Here is a 14,348-nt window from a genome sequence, read left to right as displayed (position 1 = left end):
CCTCTTTACTTTTCGTAGATAATATATTAAATAATATCTACAAATGTGCTACTATATATTCATGAAGAATGAATATAAACATACAAAAACAACTGTATCATTGATTAACTACCATTTTGTATTTTGTCCTCGATACCGCAGAAAAATATTTAATATCCAAGGCGTTGAGGATAGATTTAAAGAACTTACTACTGCTGAATGTAAAAAACAAGGTATTGAGATCCTTGCTCTGGAATGTCATATAGACCATGTACATATTTTCGTTAGTGTACTGCCAACTATGTCCATTCCAAACATAATGAAGCAGATTAAGGGCTGTACTTCACTTCAATTAAGGGAAGAATTTCCACAGCTTAAAGCAATGCCGAGTCTTTGGACTCGAAACTATTTTGTAAGTACAGCAGGTAATGTAAGTTCCGAAACGATTCAGTGGTATGTAGATACCCAAAAAACAAGACCGTAGGTGTAAGTATGAACAAAGGTGTTAAGTTTAGGGCGTACCCCAATAAGGAACAACAAAACTTAATAAACCGAACACTCGGATGTTGCAGGCTCATCTACAACAAAGGTCTTGCTATGCGTAACGATGCCTATTCCAATGGCGAAAAGATTGGCTATAACCAAACATCTGCTATGCTCACAAACCTTAAAAAGCAGGCTGACTTTGCTTTCCTGAAGGATGTTGATTCTATTGCACTCCAGCAGTCTTTGAGGGATTTAGACCGTGGATTTAAAAATTTCTTTGAGAAGCGTGCAAGACATCCGCAGTTCAAAAGTAAGCATAATAACCACCAGTCATACAGAACCATCAATCAGGGCGATAACATCCGCATAATCGGGAAGTATATTAAGCTCCCGAAGCTCGGGTATGTCAAAATCAAACAGTCCATGGAAGTCGGGCATATCAATAATGTCACGGTAGAGCGTACTCCTACGGGTAAATATTTTGTAGTTCTGAATGTTGACTTTGAGCCAGAGTTTCGACCAAATGCAGGCTGCATGATTGGCATTGATGTCGGCATAAAGGAGTTTTACTCCGACAGCAACGGCAATGTCGTCAATAACCCTAAGTATTTAGAGAAGTCAATGCGTAAACTCGCCAGAGAACAACGCAGGCTTTCTCGTAAGCAAAAAGGCTCTAATAATCGCAATAGACAGCGTGTTAAGGTAGCTAAAGTCCATGAAAAGATAACTAATCAGCGTAACGATTTCCTTCAAAAACAGTCAACGATACTTGTTAGCGAAAACCAAACGATCTGTATCGAAGACCTGAATGTAAAAGGAATGATTCGTAATCATAAACTTGCACAACACATAGCAAGCTGTTCATGGTCTAAGTTCTTTGCAATGCTTGAATACAAGGCTATATGGTACGGAAATGACATAATCAAAGTACCTACTATGTATCCAAGCAGTCAGACATGCAGTTGTTGTGGGTATAAGAACCCGTTTGTAAAGAATCTCTCAATCAGAGAATGGGAATGTCCTAATTGTCACGCAAAGCACGATAGAGACACCAACGCAAGCATAACCATCTTAAATAAAGGGCTGTCAATAGCCTGACATATATAAAATACCGTAGGGCATACGGGAATTTACGCTTGTGGACACTGTGTAAGACGAGCCAACAAGGTAACTTGTTAGGAACGCAGTAGTGGTTGAAGCAAGAATCCCACGACTTTAGTCGTGTGGAGTGTCAAGCCATCAGACAAGGCATCACAGAAGAATTCTGATCAAAACTATATGAGTTATGAAGAGTACTTGCAGAAGGTGAAAACAGGAATCTTAACGGATAGTGGAAACTGCCCCGTTACCCCTCTTCTTAAAATGCTGCAGGGAAAATGGAAGACCCAGATTCTCTATGAATTCTGCATCTATGATACCATACGGTTCGGCGTTCTGAAAAATGATCTGCCTGGTATCACGAACACGATGCTGACCAAGACGCTGCGCGAACTGGAGGCCGATGGCCTGATCACCCGCAGGCAGTTTAACGAGATTCCGCCTCACGTGGAATATTCTTTCTCACCTGTAGGCAGAGACCTGCTCCCGGTGTTCTATGCCATCATGTGCTGGGGATTCAAGCATGAAAAAGATCTTCCAGCAACTGTTCTCCTTCATGGTGGATGAGGCAGCAGATATCACGTTCAGTCAGTCCATGAAAATCCTTCCGACTGCCACAGCAGCATGAAATGGTAATTTTTTCCGGTTAAACTATTGAGTTTTCAATGTACATGCCCATTTTTGATGTGGGAAGTTTGAGTCAAGGACTCGTTACTCACTCTTCATCCTGCTCTCTGTCTTCCTATGCCCTCGATATCTTCCGGTTCACAAACCAGAAGCCGTTCTCCTCATAGTACAGCTCGACTCTCTGCCCGAGAATCCGGCAGACATACCGGATCCCGGCGCCTCCTGCCTTGAGGCTGGCGCACCGGTCCACGCGGAGGATGCGATCCACATCGTATTTGCGTCCGTCTTCCCAGATGAGGCGGAGCGGCTTCATCCTCCCGTCGGAGGAAAAGTCCGCAACCACCTCGACATAGGCCTTGTGCGGACTGACCGCCATCGTCTCCTGCGTGTGTTCACTAAGCGGCGCATCGCTCCGCATCTCCGGGCGGTCCGATCGCCCGGAATCATGATGATAGTCGTAAACGCCCATGCGGCTCAACTCCCTTCCCGTACGTCACTCGTTTTCTCTGCATACCGTGTCATAAATGTTTAGCGGGGAAACCCACAGGCTTGCCTGTGGGAGGAACCGCTTTTCTCCTTTCCTCAATGAGTATGTTCTTGCGCATTTCCAATAGATGCATATTCTTATATCCGACCGAGGGATTCAGCTTTGTGCCGTCCAGAAGTCTCAGATCCATCCTGCCTGTAGAACGTCTGCCAAAGATGAAGCACTCACGCCCTTTCCACCGCACCTTATCAAAAAGCCTGAAGCCCATAACCTCATATGGGGCCTGATTCCGTCTGCGTTTTCCGCCTCTGATAAAGTTTACCTTGTGTATCTGTCTGTTGTGGCATCTTACCTTTTTCTGGCAGTACACTGTACCATCAGAGACAGCATCCGGATGACCGCTGATGCATCTGGCATCTATGTAGTGATCTTTAGGCAGGGCGTGTCTGATGCGCGTATTTTTTGTAATGTAGCCATAGGGCAGATGCACGTCTGGATAAATTTCCTTCAGCTTATCGTAAAACGCCCATCGCATAATGCCCATAAATGCGGCATCTCTGAACGGCATGCCTCTGCGGATTGTCTTCGGAAGCCTGACTGCGCCTTTGTGATAGCCTGTATGACAGGTCTCACACAGCGTAATCAGATTATTCGGCGCATCGCCGCCAGTCTTTCTGCTTTCAATGTGGTGAACGTTCAGAATCCTGTCCTTTGACCTTCCATGACAGCACTGGCATTCATGGCCGTCACGAAAAAGAACATACTCACGCACATTCCAGAAACCCATCTGTTCGCCTTTCTGATAGTCAGCACCGCTTATGGCAGGATTTTTAATCTTCTGAATATCGAAAGACGCCACCTCTACGATGATTTTGCTGACTGGCAAAATTTCGTATATCTTACGAATTGCCGTTAAATGGGTATCCACCTTGTTCTGAACAGAAGGCGACAGCCATCCATCTTTACGTTCGCGATTACTGAAGCGCTGCATGCGGTATCTGGTTTTGCGATTTCTTCTGGCACTGCGGTTCTGTCTGCGGGCAGAGAGCAAATCTACTATGTCGTTTCGCAGCTCTACATCGGACTCAAATAATACTTTATCCTTTGTGGTCGCTGAAAGACCGATATGTTTGCTTCCGCTGTCTACGCCCAAAGCAATCTCTTGCGTATAACTCGTGGTGTTATACATCAATTGTATTGTAAACGGACATCTTTTAACCACTCTGGCTTTTCCGCTCTTTAACAGGATGCGTACCTTAGCACAATTCTCTGTCGGCATGAGTGGCTGACCGCTGATATTAAGTACATATACCATTTCTGGAGCCTCCTCAAAATCCATAACAGATTTAATAACTCACCCCGAGGGGTGGTAAGTGTACCATCGCCAATGTTAATGAGAGGTTTATGCGCCTGCAACACTGTTCCTATACCTCTGAACTGTTTAATCACAGACCTTAGAGCTGCAGACTTGGTACTACATCCGCAGGTAACTATATATTCTCTCTTAACGTAGCCCCTGTTTCAGGGCTTAGGCTACTCACTAAGGGTTGCCTGTGGGTATTAGTGAGGATCCTTCCCCGAATGCCGCTCGTTTTCTCTGCACACCGTGTCATCTGCTTTCCGCACAAAGCACCGTCTCACAGCCGCTCCGATTTCCATGCTCCAGATACGAATGCGGATGGATCATGTGATCCTCCGCCGTCGCATTTAACGACGAAAGATACCGGTCCTCGTGCATGATGCCCCGCTGCACCGCAGCGTATCCGTACCGGCTGCGGATCATCGTCACCATCCGGTCCGCCCGCATCTGCCGCTCGCGGTACTGCTCGTTCAGGAACAGCGAGAGCTGCCTTGGCTGCCCTTCCTGCTTTAAGTCTCCGACGCTGATCCCGATGCTCCGGATCGGCTTCTCCCATCGGTACAGCCGCTGAAAGATCGCAAACGCTGCCTCCTCGATTTCCCTGGAGATGTTGGTTGGAGCTGGCATTCTTTTCTGCTGGCGGTATCCCCATAGATCCGTATCCCGCACATAGATGGAAACCACCTGCCCCTCAAAGTGATTCTTCCGGAGGCGCTCTGATACGCTCTCCGCAAGGAGATAGAGCACAAGCCGCACATCCTCGTCATTGACCAGATCCCGCGGCGTTGTCGTGCTGTTCCCGACACTCTTGATAGGCGCCTCCACGCCGAGGTCATTCACCGGCGTCCGGTCCTCGCCTCTTGCAAAAACCGACAGCATCAGACCAATTTTTCCAAACCAATTCTGAAGGTAATGCGGAACCGTTTCCGCGAGCTCCCCGATGGTGCGGATCCCGTACTTCTCCAGCTTCTCCTCCGTCCTCCTCCCGACATACAGAAGATCCGACACCGGAAGCGGATAAATCAGCTTTTTATAGTTGTTCCTGTCAAAAACTGTGATCGCATCAGGTTTCTTATAGTCACTCCCAAGCTTTGCGTAGATTTTGTTCCAGGAGACGCCGATGCTGACCGTGATGCCGAGTTCCCGGCGGATCCTCGCGCTGATCTCCTGCGCGATCCGATAACCGTTTTCGATGGTCTGCGTATGATCGCCCAACACCTGGCAGCTGGCTGTGAGGTCGATCCAGCATTCATCCAGGCCGAAACTCTCCACCTGTTCGGAATACTCCTGATAAATGGCTCTTGCCATGCGGGAGAATCGCAGGTACAGGTACATTCTCGGCGGAACAAAGACAATATCTGGGCAGCACTGTCTCGCCTGCCAGAGCGCCATGCCGGTCTTCACGCCGCGGCGCTTTGCGATGTAGTTGGCCGTGAGGACAATCCCGTGCCGCTCTTCCGGATCCCCGCCGACCGCAAGCGGCTTTCCGGCAAGCTCCGGGTGATACAGCATTTCCACCGATGCGTAAAAACAGTTGCAGTCCACATGCAGTATGATCCGGTCCGACATCCTTCTCACCTCCCTGATCTTCCGCCGGATGCTTCCCGGCGGCTGTTCTGCCCTGCTGATCACAGGTTCTGCAAAGAGAAACATGGCATTGTGCTTTCTCCCTGCATGATCAGTATAACGCTATTTTTGATAGTTGAAAATAGACACTTTAGCCCGTTTTTACTACAATTGATAGTATTTCTCTTGACTTTGCCGCACAGGGTGCTATTCTGTAAGGGAAAGGATAAAGCCCTTCATGCGGCGGGATATCCGCTGCGGAGCAAACCCAGAAATGTCAGAAAGAGGTATTCTATGGATAATATCGGCGCTATCATCTCAGCTTACCGGAAGAGGGCGCACATATCCCAGACCGAACTTGCGGGAAGGCTGCAGGGCGAAGGAATTGATGTCAGCCAGAAGAGCATTTCCGCCTGGGAGACCGGGAGAAATGAGGTCTCCGCGCGGATTTTCCTGCATATCTGCCGGATTCTGGAGATCCCGGACTGTCTGGAGGAATATTTTGGGAATAACCCGAAAGATCCATTGTCCATGCTGAATGACGAGGGAAAGCAGAAAGCGCTCTCCTATATTCATATGCTGGTCCATCCGGTGAGCTACGTCAAGGGGACAAACGTGATCCCGTATCCGGCAGCTCCCGCGGACAGCCCTTCCATGACCCGGATCCGGCTCTACGATGCAAGAGTATCCGCCGGGCACGGAGATTTTCTCGATTCCGATTATTACACGACCATCGAAGTGCCCGCCAGGGACGCAAAGGGTGTGGATTTTGCCGTTACGATCAGCGGAAACAGTATGGAACCGGCATTTCATGATCACGATATGGTTTATGTGCACCAGCAGGAAACGCTGGATGACGGGGAAATCGGGATTTTCTCGCTAAACGACAACGCGTATGTCAAGAAGCTGAAAAATGACAGCGACGGGACATTTCTCATTTCCCTGAATCAGAAATATGCGCCGATCCCGGTGCATCTTGACCGCGATGACTTCCGCATCTTCGGGAAGGTGTGCAGTGCCACCCGGTAAGAGCCGAAATCGGTCATGCAAAATCTTATGGGGGGTGATGCAGCTTGAGAGAAACACCAAACAACCTGCTGGCGGCCCGGAAGGCCGCTGGGCTTTCCCGGAGCAAAGCCGCCGAGGATCTGAGAGTCGATCCGAAAACGCTTTATCGATATGAAAACGGGACGCAGTGCCCGAATGTGTATGTGGCGATCCGGCTCTCCGAATACTATCACCGGACCGTGAAAGAATTGTTCCCGCCAAGAGGCGGGATCTGAGCAGGGAAAAGAGGCGCTCATGGCACGGCTGCACCAAATGCAGTCCCGGATGCCAAAACTGCTATGTGTACCGGCGTGATGCCGAATTTGGCCGGGATGCCTCCATCGTGAAGAAGACAGCCTCCTTCAGCCTTCCGGTGAAAAAAGACCGGCATGGGAACTATAAGCTGAAGCCGGAAGACGGCACGGTCATGACCTGCTTCACCTCGGACTTCTTTCATCCGGGCGCCGATGCATGGCGTCCCGAAGCCTGGCAGATGATGAAGATCCGCTCGGATCTGCAGTTTTATTTTGTCACCAAGCGCCCGGAGCGGTTCTATGAAGGACTCCCGGAGGACTGGGGCGACGGATATGAGAATGTCCACATCTGCTGCACCTGCGAAAATCAGTATCAGACAGACCGGCGTCTCCCCGTCTTTCTGAATCTTCCGATCCGCCACAAGGAAATCATCCACGAACCGATGCTTGAGGAAATCCATATTGAAAAGTATCTGGAACGGTACCACGATCAGATCGAATGTGTCTCCTGCGGCGGAGAATCCGGGGAAGGTGCGAGGCTCTGCGACTATGGCTGGATCATCATCACAAAGATGCAGTGTGACGAATACGGCGTGCCGTTCCACTTCCATCAGACTGGCAGCCTCTTCAAGAAAGGAAGCCGAATCTATCATATTGACCGGAAGGATCAGGAAGAACAGGCAAGAAAATCCGGGATTGACACGCCAATCTCTCCGATATGAGTATTATCTCGGTGATTATTGTCTCGCTCTGCTGGCTGCTGCGCTCAGCTCCAGCTGATCGTCGGGAATCGTCAATGGCAGAGGAATGTCTGCACAATTTCGTTCAGAAGAACAGTGCGTCCCACTTCTCTATCTCATCGATCCATGCGAGCGGATCATAATATTTCTTTCTCCTCCCGTTATCGCGGATCTCATATCGGAGCGTTCCGCCGCCCAGGAAAGCATCTGCGCTGATCACACAGTCAAGATATCCGTCATCGTGCCGGGTCTTCTCAATGCTTACCCTGACGTTGGAATACGGCCGCAGAAGAGTTTTGACTGCCGGGAGATCCTGTTCATTGATGCATTCTCGGTCGAGGAATGCTCTGTGGACATACGGGGCAATTTTCTCTTTTACTTCGCTGATTGAAGCCTTCATTCAACCACATCCTTCAAAACCAGGCTGTCACGCTAAGATCGGGATATCACATTTCCTCGAAGCGTTTTTCAGCATGCCCCTTCAGAATTGCGTTCTCCACACCAACGGGAAATTTCCGCAATCAGATCAAGAGGAAGGTTATCGCCATAAGGGATTTGAATGGCTCCCTTGCTGAATTTTAAACCACGTTTCATGAGTTCTCCGGCGAAATGTTCCACCGCTTCAGGTCCCGGGTAGATCCCTATATGTCTCTTTGCCGCCGCAAAGTGGATAATGTTGCGTCCTTTCCACCACGTCGGCATTGACCAGGAGATTTTCTCTTCCGCAAATGGCAGCTGCTCTCTGATCGTGTCCCGGACAGCATACAAATTGCTTCTATGCGCCGAATCCTGGTTATTGATATATTCGTCAATCAGATTCGTTGTTGTACTCATAGTTTTTATGTTGACAATAGCTTTCCAATCGCATTGCGATCACTTAAAAAGCTTAAACAGATCGCCCAGTCCAAAGGTGGTCTTCCGATAGACCTTGTTATAGATTGCCTTTTTCGGATGAAGAATACCCATTCCCTTCTTCCCATAGCCCGGAATCAATGCCTTTTTCACAGCACGGGTTGCTCTTCCCTTTGTTCTGGCGCTCAATGATTTCTTTAGACTGGGTTTTCTCATTCCGTACTTCATGTTAACCGCCTCACATTTCTAAAAATTGAACTACCAATCTTTACAAATCGATCTCCCGCTTCGTGCCAAAACAGGGCATCCTGTTTCTCTATTTTCTTTTGATTCCCCTCATAATCTTTGCTGCATTTATCATTGCACCTGCACAACAGAACTGTTTTTCTCTGAAATTACCTTCCTTCCAAAAAAATAATATTTACATTATCCCTGAATCTGTGAAGAAATCAACTTCACCGGCAATTCCGGAGGGGGCGGCTCCCCGTGAGCTGGTCTTGGCTGCTTACCCGGACAGCTCGTCCAGCGTCTTCCCGTAAGCGCCGAGAAATTCCCGGACAAAATCACCGACTTCCGGATCCTCCTCTTCCATCCGCCGGACTGCCGCGCGGATGGTCTCCCTGGCGGTCCGGAATTCGGTGTTCCCGGCTTTCTCCTCCTCGATGCACTTGATGTAGGCGGAAATCTTGTCCGCGGCTTTCACCAGGCGGCGCAGGTGGCGGTCCTCCGTGGTGTCCTCCCCATGAAAAATTGCTGCATAGACCGGCCGGAGATCCCCCGGCAGCTGCCCGAGTAGCCGCTCCTCCGCCGCCTGCTCCACCCCGCGGTAGGCATCGCGGATCTCCTCGCTGAAATACTTTACCGGCGTCGGCATATCCCCGGTAATGATCTCCGCGGCATCGTGGTAGAGGCCGATGAGCGCCGCCCGGTCCGCGTCAACCGACGCCCCGTACCGGATATTCGCGATCGTGCAGAGCGCGTGGGCGATCATCGCTACTTCCAGAGAATGCTCGCTCAGGGTCTCCTCGCGGGAATTCCGCATGAGCGCCCAGCGCGCGATGTACTTCATCCGCGAGATCGAAGCGAAAAATGTATATTCCTGATTTTTCATGTTCCGTTCCTCCGATGATTCGCATTTGGCGGTCGGATTTTTCTTTTAAAGCAGCGGCGCGATCAAACGGAACACCAGCTGATAGAGCCGCATGAACCGCGATCTCCCGTTCCTGTATTTCTCGGTAACTTCCCGGCAGACCGGAAACGTCTCCTGAAAATCCTCCTTGACCTTCATCACCGCGCTGCAGTCCGCCATGAGACAGCCGTCCTCAAAATGGTGATAGAGGCTCCGGTAATCCAGGTTGATCGTCCCGCAGGTGGCAATCCGGTCATCGGAGACGCACTGCTTCTCGTGGCAGAAGCCCGGCGTGTACTCGTAGATCCGCACCCCGTTCCGGACGAGCCCGTTATAGTAGGATCTGGTGACCCCGTAGACAATCCGCTTGTCCGGGATGCCCGGCGTGACGATCCGGACATCGACGCCGCGCTTGGCGGCAAGGCCGAAGGCGTGCGTCATCTCGTCGGTGATGATGAGATAGGGCGTGACAAACCAGACATAATCCTTCGCCTGCTCGATAATGCTGATGTAGACATTTTCCCCGACCTGCTCGTTATCGATGGGGGAATCCGCGAAGGGCTGGACATATCCCCCCGGCTCCTTCGCGCGGTAGGGGATCTGCGGGAAGAACCGGTCAAAGTTCCGGTCATCCTCGTCGGTCGCCCGGATCGCGTTCCACATCTCGAGGAACATCACGGTGAAGCTCTTCACCGCATCCCCCTCGACGCGCACGCCGGTGTCTTTCCAGAACCCGTAGGGGTGCGTGATGTTGAAATACTCATTGGCCAGGTTGTATCCGCCGGTAAAGGCCACTCTCCCGTCAACAACCGTGATCTTCCGGTGATCGCGGTTATTGAAGAAAATATTGAGCGTCGGCGTCACCGGGTTAAAGACCCGGCACTGGATGCCCAGGTGCTCCATCTTCCGCCGGAAATCTCCGCTGATGAAGGAGGCAGAACCGATATCATCGTAGAACAGCCGGACCTCAACGCCGTTCTGCGCCTTCTCGGCCAGGATCTCCTGGATCCCGTGCCATGCCTCAGCGTCCTCAATCGCGTGATACTCCATGAAAATGAACTTTTCCGCCTTCCGAAGCTCCTCCTTCTGTGCCTCAAGCCCCTCGGAGGCGTTCTTGTAGTACACGACGTCCGAATTCTGGAATACCGGGAAACCGGCATAATCCTGGATATAGCGGAAAACGCTCGCGGAGGGATTGCGCTCCTTCTTTGCGCGGGCAATCCGCTCATCGCTCCGCCCCATCATGGGAAAGAGCTGGAGATCAATCGCGAGGAACCGGTCCCGCATCCTCCTGGTTGAGCCGGAGAGGCCGACCAGCAGGTAGAACGTCACGCCGAAGATCGGGAAGGCCATGATCAGCATGATCCAGGGCATTTTCATGGATGCCGTCTTGTGCTGCGCATAGATGAGGAGGATCAGCACCATAGAGAACAGGCGGCTTGCAATCGTCAGCTCCTCGGCATAGCCGACAAACCGCGTGATGAGCATGACGATCGCCGCGCCCTCCAGTGCGATAGCAAGAACGGCAAAAAACAGGTGGCCGATGCCGTTCCGCACAGCAGACTTTTTCTCAACAGTTTCCGGACGAATCGAAGACATGAAGCATTCCCCCCTGCGCAGAATTTCTCTCAATAGAATTTATGATTTCCGATCACTGCCTTCGGTGTCCCGCTGACCGACCGGCCAAAATAGAGCGAGCCGCCGGTATTGTCGGTGCCGTTCATCGCCGCCGTCGCCGCTTTCAGGCAGGACGAGCGCGGCCCTGCCGCGGCCACCCGGTCCACCGAGCCATTTCCTGCCGGGGTGAACTGCCCGCCCTGGTAAATGACACCGCGGATGGAATTCGGGAATTTTCCGCTCCTGACCCGGTTCATGACCACGGCGCCCACGGCAATCTGCCCCTCGTATGGCTCGCCGCCGGCCTCGCACTGGATGAGGGCGGCAAGCAGGCGAAGCTCCGAGCTATTCTGCTGGGCTTTTTTCGCCTTCTCTTTCGCCGCCGCGGCAGCCTGCGCCCGGGAGGCGTCCGCAGCAGCCTGCGCCGCTGCCTCCTGGGATCTGGCGGCGGCGCGGGACTCCGCATCCCGGGATTCCTGCGCCGCCTTCTCCGCGGCGATGCTTGCCTCCACCGCGGCCTTGGATTCCGCGATGCTGGATTCCTCCTCCTCGATGGAGACCGCCTTTGTTGTCTTATAAGAAATCTTGATCAGATCCGACCGGACATAGCCGGTCTGATCCGTGCCGTCCAGGAGGACAGCCACCCAGCCTGCGCCGGTGTCCGCGAAGGGATCCACCAGCATCCTCTGCCCGTTCGGCACAAGAGCCATGATGTCCGAATCCTGGCTCTCCGCGCTGCGTACCCTGACGCCCTCCCCGGTCACCGTCGCCAGCGTGTCACAGTTCTCTTTCGCCCATTCCAGGGCATCATCCCCGAAATAGCAGTATTTGTTCATGACGTAGCCGATGACTTTCCCGGACTCCACCCGGGTCCAGGTATCCCCCTTCTCCTCGATGTGCGCCCGGCTCCCCATATAGAGCTTGCCCACGACAGCGGAATCCTCACTGGGCTTCTCGCGGACATTGACGTACTGCTCAGCGTGCGGCATCAGATATTCCTGCCACTCCTCCTGCTCCGGCGACATGGTGGATGCCTCGGAGATCGAGAGCGTCCTTCCGGTTCCGCGGTTTTCCTGCGTCTCCCCGCTTCCGGCGGAGAATTCCCGGTAGCCGTCCGTTCCCTCCTCCGCGGCGGAGCCACCGGAGGATAATCCTCCCGCACCGCAGCCGGGCAGGGCCAGGATGAGCACGGAGAAGATCATGAGCACCGTCAGGGAGCGCCGGAACCTTCTCCAGCGGCTCCCCGCCCGATTTTGGGTCTTTCTCACAAGGCTCCCCGCCCGATTTTGCCCCCTTCTCATCGGGCTCCCCGGGAGTTCCCTGCCTCCGCGAATGCCATCACCGCGCCGGCGATCCGGTCTGCCCGCTCCGCAGCTTCCCTCTCCGAACCTGCCTTCGTGTAGAAATAGAATTTCAGCTTCGGCTCTGTTCCGGATGGCCTGGCCGCGAACCAGCTGCCGTCCGCGAGACGGAATTTCAGCACGTTCGATGCGGGGATATCCGCATGGCCATGCAGATAATCGGTTTTTTCCGCCACCGGGATGCCGGCAAATTCCGCCGGGCACTCCTCCCTGAGCCTTGCCATAATCGCGCGGATCTTCCGCTCTCCCGCCTCACCCGTGAGAACCAGGGAAATCTGCCGCTCCGCGAAATACCCGTACTTCCGATAAAGCTCCTCCAGGGCATCCCTGAGATGCATGCCCTTCTTCCGGAAATAAGCCGCCATCTCCGCCATCAGCATCGCGGCGCAGATGCCGTCCTTGTCCCGGACCTGTTCTCCCGGGGCACAGCCGATACTCTCCTCATAGGCAAAGAAATACCGGTACCCCGCCTTCTCAATCTCCGGAATGCGCCCGCAGATATTCTTGAAACCGGTCAGCGCCTCGAACACCCGGATCCCGTAGCTTTCGCAGATCGCCGCGCCGAAATCGCCGGTGACGATGGATTTGATCATCGCGGCGCGCGCCGGAAGCCTGCCCCCCGCGCGCAAGCTCTCCGCCATATAGGCGATCAGCATCGCTCCGGCCTGGTTGCCGTTCAGAAACCGGAAGCCGCCGGCGCCATCGGCAATCTCGACCGCCATCCGGTCACTGTCCGGGTCTGTCGCGATGAGGAGCTCCGCCCCCGTCTCCTTTCCCAGCTTCTCCGCCAGGGCAAATGCCTTCGGATCCTCCGGGTTAGGGTAGCCGACCGTGGTAAATTCCGGATCAGGATCCGCCTGCTCGGATACCATATGGAACCCGGAAAATCCTCTCTCCCGGAAAATCTGCCTGACCGGCTTCGATCCCGCCCCGTTGAGCGGCGTGTAAACCACCGGGACGGTAAGGTCAAGCTCCCTAGCCGGCCTTTCCGCCATAGAAAGGACATAATCCAGATACGCCCGGTCATCTGCCTCCCCGAGCATCACGACGAGGTTCTCGCGGACAGCGTCCGCAAGCGGCATCCGCCGGAAATCCGCAAAAAGATCCAGGGAAAGAATCTCCCTCTGGATCCCGTCGGAGACTGTTCCGGAGATCTGTGCCCCGTCCGACCAATACACCTTATAGCCATTATATTCCTTCGGGTTATGGCTTGCGGTCATATTGATGCCGGCGACCGCACCGAGACGGCGGATCGTGAAGGAGAGCTCCGGCGTCGGCCGAAGCTCCGGGAAAAGGTACGCCCGGATGCCGCTGCCAGCAAGGATCTCCGCCGCGAGCTCCGAGAACTCCCGGGAGTGGTAGCGGCAGTCGTAAGCGATCACGACGCCCCGCGCGCTCCCTCCTGCCTGCCGGATATAGTTCGCAATCCCCTGGGTCGCCCGGCCAACGGTCAGGCTGTTCATCCGGTTGGTTCCGGCGCCGCAGATCCCCCGGAGGCCGGCGGTTCCGAACGAGATCTCCTTATAGAACCTGTCCTCAACCGCCGCCTGATCGCCCCGGATCTCCAGAAGCTCCCCGTAGAGTGGTGAGGTTTTCGGAATTTTCTCAAGCCAGAGCTGATAGTTCTCCTGTGCGTCCATCTTTCCTCCTTGCTCCGCGCCGCCCGCGGCGAGGCGTCCCAAAAACACGCTGTTTTCTTATGGTAATAGTAATTCCGCGGGGGAAAGTTGTCAAATTTTCGCCGG

At 53.2% G+C, this 14,348-nt stretch carries 16 protein-coding genes; 6 read left to right on the top strand and 10 right to left on the bottom strand.

Going from position 1 to position 14,348, the window contains the following annotated elements; genetic code table 11:
- Positions 1–61: 61 nt before the first annotated feature.
- The 3 genes from tnpA (at position 62) to ISF27_RS06185 (ending at position 2,130) form a co-directional block, all read left to right on the top strand.
- Entirely contained in the window at positions 62–463 is a 402-nt protein-coding gene (tnpA, locus tag ISF27_RS06195; protein ID WP_194610214.1) for an IS200/IS605 family transposase, read from the top strand.
- Between the two features lie 8 nt (positions 464–471).
- A complete protein-coding gene (gene tnpB, locus ISF27_RS06190; protein ID WP_194610211.1) occupies positions 472–1,563 on the top strand; it encodes an IS200/IS605 family element RNA-guided endonuclease TnpB in 1,092 nt (363 codons plus the stop codon).
- Positions 1,564–1,827: 264 nt separating this feature from the next.
- On the top strand, positions 1,828–2,130 hold the full coding sequence (locus ISF27_RS06185; RefSeq protein WP_235986053.1) for a winged helix-turn-helix transcriptional regulator: 303 nt from the start codon (positions 1,828–1,830) through the stop codon (positions 2,128–2,130).
- Positions 2,131–2,305: 175 nt separating this feature from the next.
- On the opposite strand, the gene ISF27_RS06180 is transcribed toward ISF27_RS06185, so the two are convergent.
- The 3 genes from ISF27_RS06180 to dinB form a co-directional block, all read right to left on the bottom strand.
- On the bottom strand, positions 2,306–2,659 hold the full coding sequence (locus tag ISF27_RS06180) for a hypothetical protein (protein WP_235986052.1): 354 nt from the start codon (positions 2,657–2,659) through the stop codon (positions 2,306–2,308).
- A 49-nt stretch (positions 2,660–2,708) separates the two neighbouring features.
- Positions 2,709–3,992, bottom strand: coding sequence for an RNA-guided endonuclease IscB (gene iscB / locus ISF27_RS06175; protein ID WP_194610209.1), 1,284 nt, complete (start codon positions 3,990–3,992; stop codon positions 2,709–2,711).
- A 294-nt stretch (positions 3,993–4,286) separates the two neighbouring features.
- Positions 4,287–5,606 (bottom strand): DNA polymerase IV, encoded by a 1,320-nt coding sequence (gene dinB / locus ISF27_RS06170; RefSeq protein WP_194610564.1) that lies wholly within the window; start codon positions 5,604–5,606, stop codon positions 4,287–4,289.
- A gap of 291 nt (positions 5,607–5,897) precedes the next feature.
- Here dinB and ISF27_RS06165 point away from each other — a divergent pair, with 291 nt between their 5' ends.
- From ISF27_RS06165 to ISF27_RS06155, 3 genes are read left to right on the top strand one after another with little or no spacing between them, the layout of a single operon-like run.
- Complete coding sequence (locus ISF27_RS06165) at positions 5,898–6,632, top strand: XRE family transcriptional regulator (protein WP_194610207.1); 735 nt, start codon at positions 5,898–5,900, stop codon at positions 6,630–6,632.
- Between the two features lie 44 nt (positions 6,633–6,676).
- Entirely contained in the window at positions 6,677–6,886 is a 210-nt protein-coding gene (locus tag ISF27_RS06160) for a helix-turn-helix transcriptional regulator (RefSeq protein ID WP_194610205.1), read from the top strand.
- Positions 6,859–7,626 carry a DUF5131 family protein gene (locus ISF27_RS06155; protein ID WP_407926069.1) on the top strand — a complete coding sequence of 256 codons (768 nt, stop codon included), beginning with the start codon at positions 6,859–6,861 and terminating at the stop codon, positions 7,624–7,626. Before ISF27_RS06160 ends, ISF27_RS06155 begins: the two co-directional genes overlap by 28 nt.
- A gap of 103 nt (positions 7,627–7,729) precedes the next feature.
- Here the strand turns inward: ISF27_RS06155 and ISF27_RS06150 are convergent, their stop codons facing one another.
- The 7 genes from ISF27_RS06150 to ISF27_RS06120 form a co-directional block, all read right to left on the bottom strand.
- A complete protein-coding gene (locus ISF27_RS06150; protein ID WP_194610203.1) occupies positions 7,730–8,044 on the bottom strand; it encodes a hypothetical protein in 315 nt (104 codons plus the stop codon).
- A 68-nt stretch (positions 8,045–8,112) separates the two neighbouring features.
- A complete protein-coding gene (locus ISF27_RS06145) occupies positions 8,113–8,478 on the bottom strand; it encodes an iron chaperone (protein ID WP_194610200.1) in 366 nt (121 codons plus the stop codon).
- 39 nt (positions 8,479–8,517) lie between these two features.
- Complete coding sequence (locus ISF27_RS06140; RefSeq protein ID WP_194610198.1) at positions 8,518–8,724, bottom strand: hypothetical protein; 207 nt, start codon at positions 8,722–8,724, stop codon at positions 8,518–8,520.
- Between the two features lie 277 nt (positions 8,725–9,001).
- On the bottom strand, positions 9,002–9,607 hold the full coding sequence (yfbR, locus tag ISF27_RS06135; RefSeq protein ID WP_194610196.1) for a 5'-deoxynucleotidase: 606 nt from the start codon (positions 9,605–9,607) through the stop codon (positions 9,002–9,004).
- Positions 9,608–9,652: 45 nt separating this feature from the next.
- The gene (gene cls / locus ISF27_RS06130) at positions 9,653–11,215 is read right to left on the bottom strand and encodes a cardiolipin synthase (RefSeq protein WP_194610560.1); all 1,563 of its coding nucleotides are present in this window, start codon (positions 11,213–11,215) and stop codon (positions 9,653–9,655) included.
- A gap of 38 nt (positions 11,216–11,253) precedes the next feature.
- Positions 11,254–12,510 carry a cell wall hydrolase gene (locus tag ISF27_RS06125; protein WP_194610194.1) on the bottom strand — a complete coding sequence of 419 codons (1,257 nt, stop codon included), beginning with the start codon at positions 12,508–12,510 and terminating at the stop codon, positions 11,254–11,256.
- Positions 12,511–12,539: 29 nt separating this feature from the next.
- Positions 12,540–14,243 (bottom strand): phospho-sugar mutase, encoded by a 1,704-nt coding sequence (locus tag ISF27_RS06120; protein WP_194610192.1) that lies wholly within the window; start codon positions 14,241–14,243, stop codon positions 12,540–12,542.
- Positions 14,244–14,348 lie beyond the last annotated feature (105 nt).

Source organism: Clostridium vitabionis (assembly GCF_015351765.1).
Taxonomy (GTDB): domain Bacteria; phylum Bacillota; class Clostridia; order Lachnospirales; family Lachnospiraceae; genus Clostridium_R; species Clostridium_R vitabionis.
The sequence above is the reverse complement of the archived record's forward strand: the minus strand, read 5'-3'. Positions and strand labels throughout refer to the sequence as shown.

Coding starts and splice junctions, on each gene's coding strand:
- tnpA (WP_194610214.1), top strand. CDS start 62: ATGAAGAATGAATATAAACATACAAAAACAACTGTATCATTGATTAAC.
- tnpB (WP_194610211.1), top strand. CDS start 472: ATGAACAAAGGTGTTAAGTTTAGGGCGTACCCCAATAAGGAACAACAA.
- ISF27_RS06185 (WP_235986053.1), top strand. CDS start 1,828: ATGCTGCAGGGAAAATGGAAGACCCAGATTCTCTATGAATTCTGCATC.
- ISF27_RS06180 (WP_235986052.1), bottom strand. CDS start 2,659: ATGGGCGTTTACGACTATCATCATGATTCCGGGCGATCGGACCGCCCG.
- iscB (WP_194610209.1), bottom strand. CDS start 3,992: ATGGTATATGTACTTAATATCAGCGGTCAGCCACTCATGCCGACAGAG.
- dinB (WP_194610564.1), bottom strand. CDS start 5,606: ATGTCGGACCGGATCATACTGCATGTGGACTGCAACTGTTTTTACGCA.
- ISF27_RS06165 (WP_194610207.1), top strand. CDS start 5,898: ATGGATAATATCGGCGCTATCATCTCAGCTTACCGGAAGAGGGCGCAC.
- ISF27_RS06150 (WP_194610203.1), bottom strand. CDS start 8,044: ATGAAGGCTTCAATCAGCGAAGTAAAAGAGAAAATTGCCCCGTATGTC.
- ISF27_RS06145 (WP_194610200.1), bottom strand. CDS start 8,478: ATGAGTACAACAACGAATCTGATTGACGAATATATCAATAACCAGGAT.
- ISF27_RS06140 (WP_194610198.1), bottom strand. CDS start 8,724: ATGAAGTACGGAATGAGAAAACCCAGTCTAAAGAAATCATTGAGCGCC.
- yfbR (WP_194610196.1), bottom strand. CDS start 9,607: ATGAAAAATCAGGAATATACATTTTTCGCTTCGATCTCGCGGATGAAG.
- ISF27_RS06120 (WP_194610192.1), bottom strand. CDS start 14,243: ATGGACGCACAGGAGAACTATCAGCTCTGGCTTGAGAAAATTCCGAAA.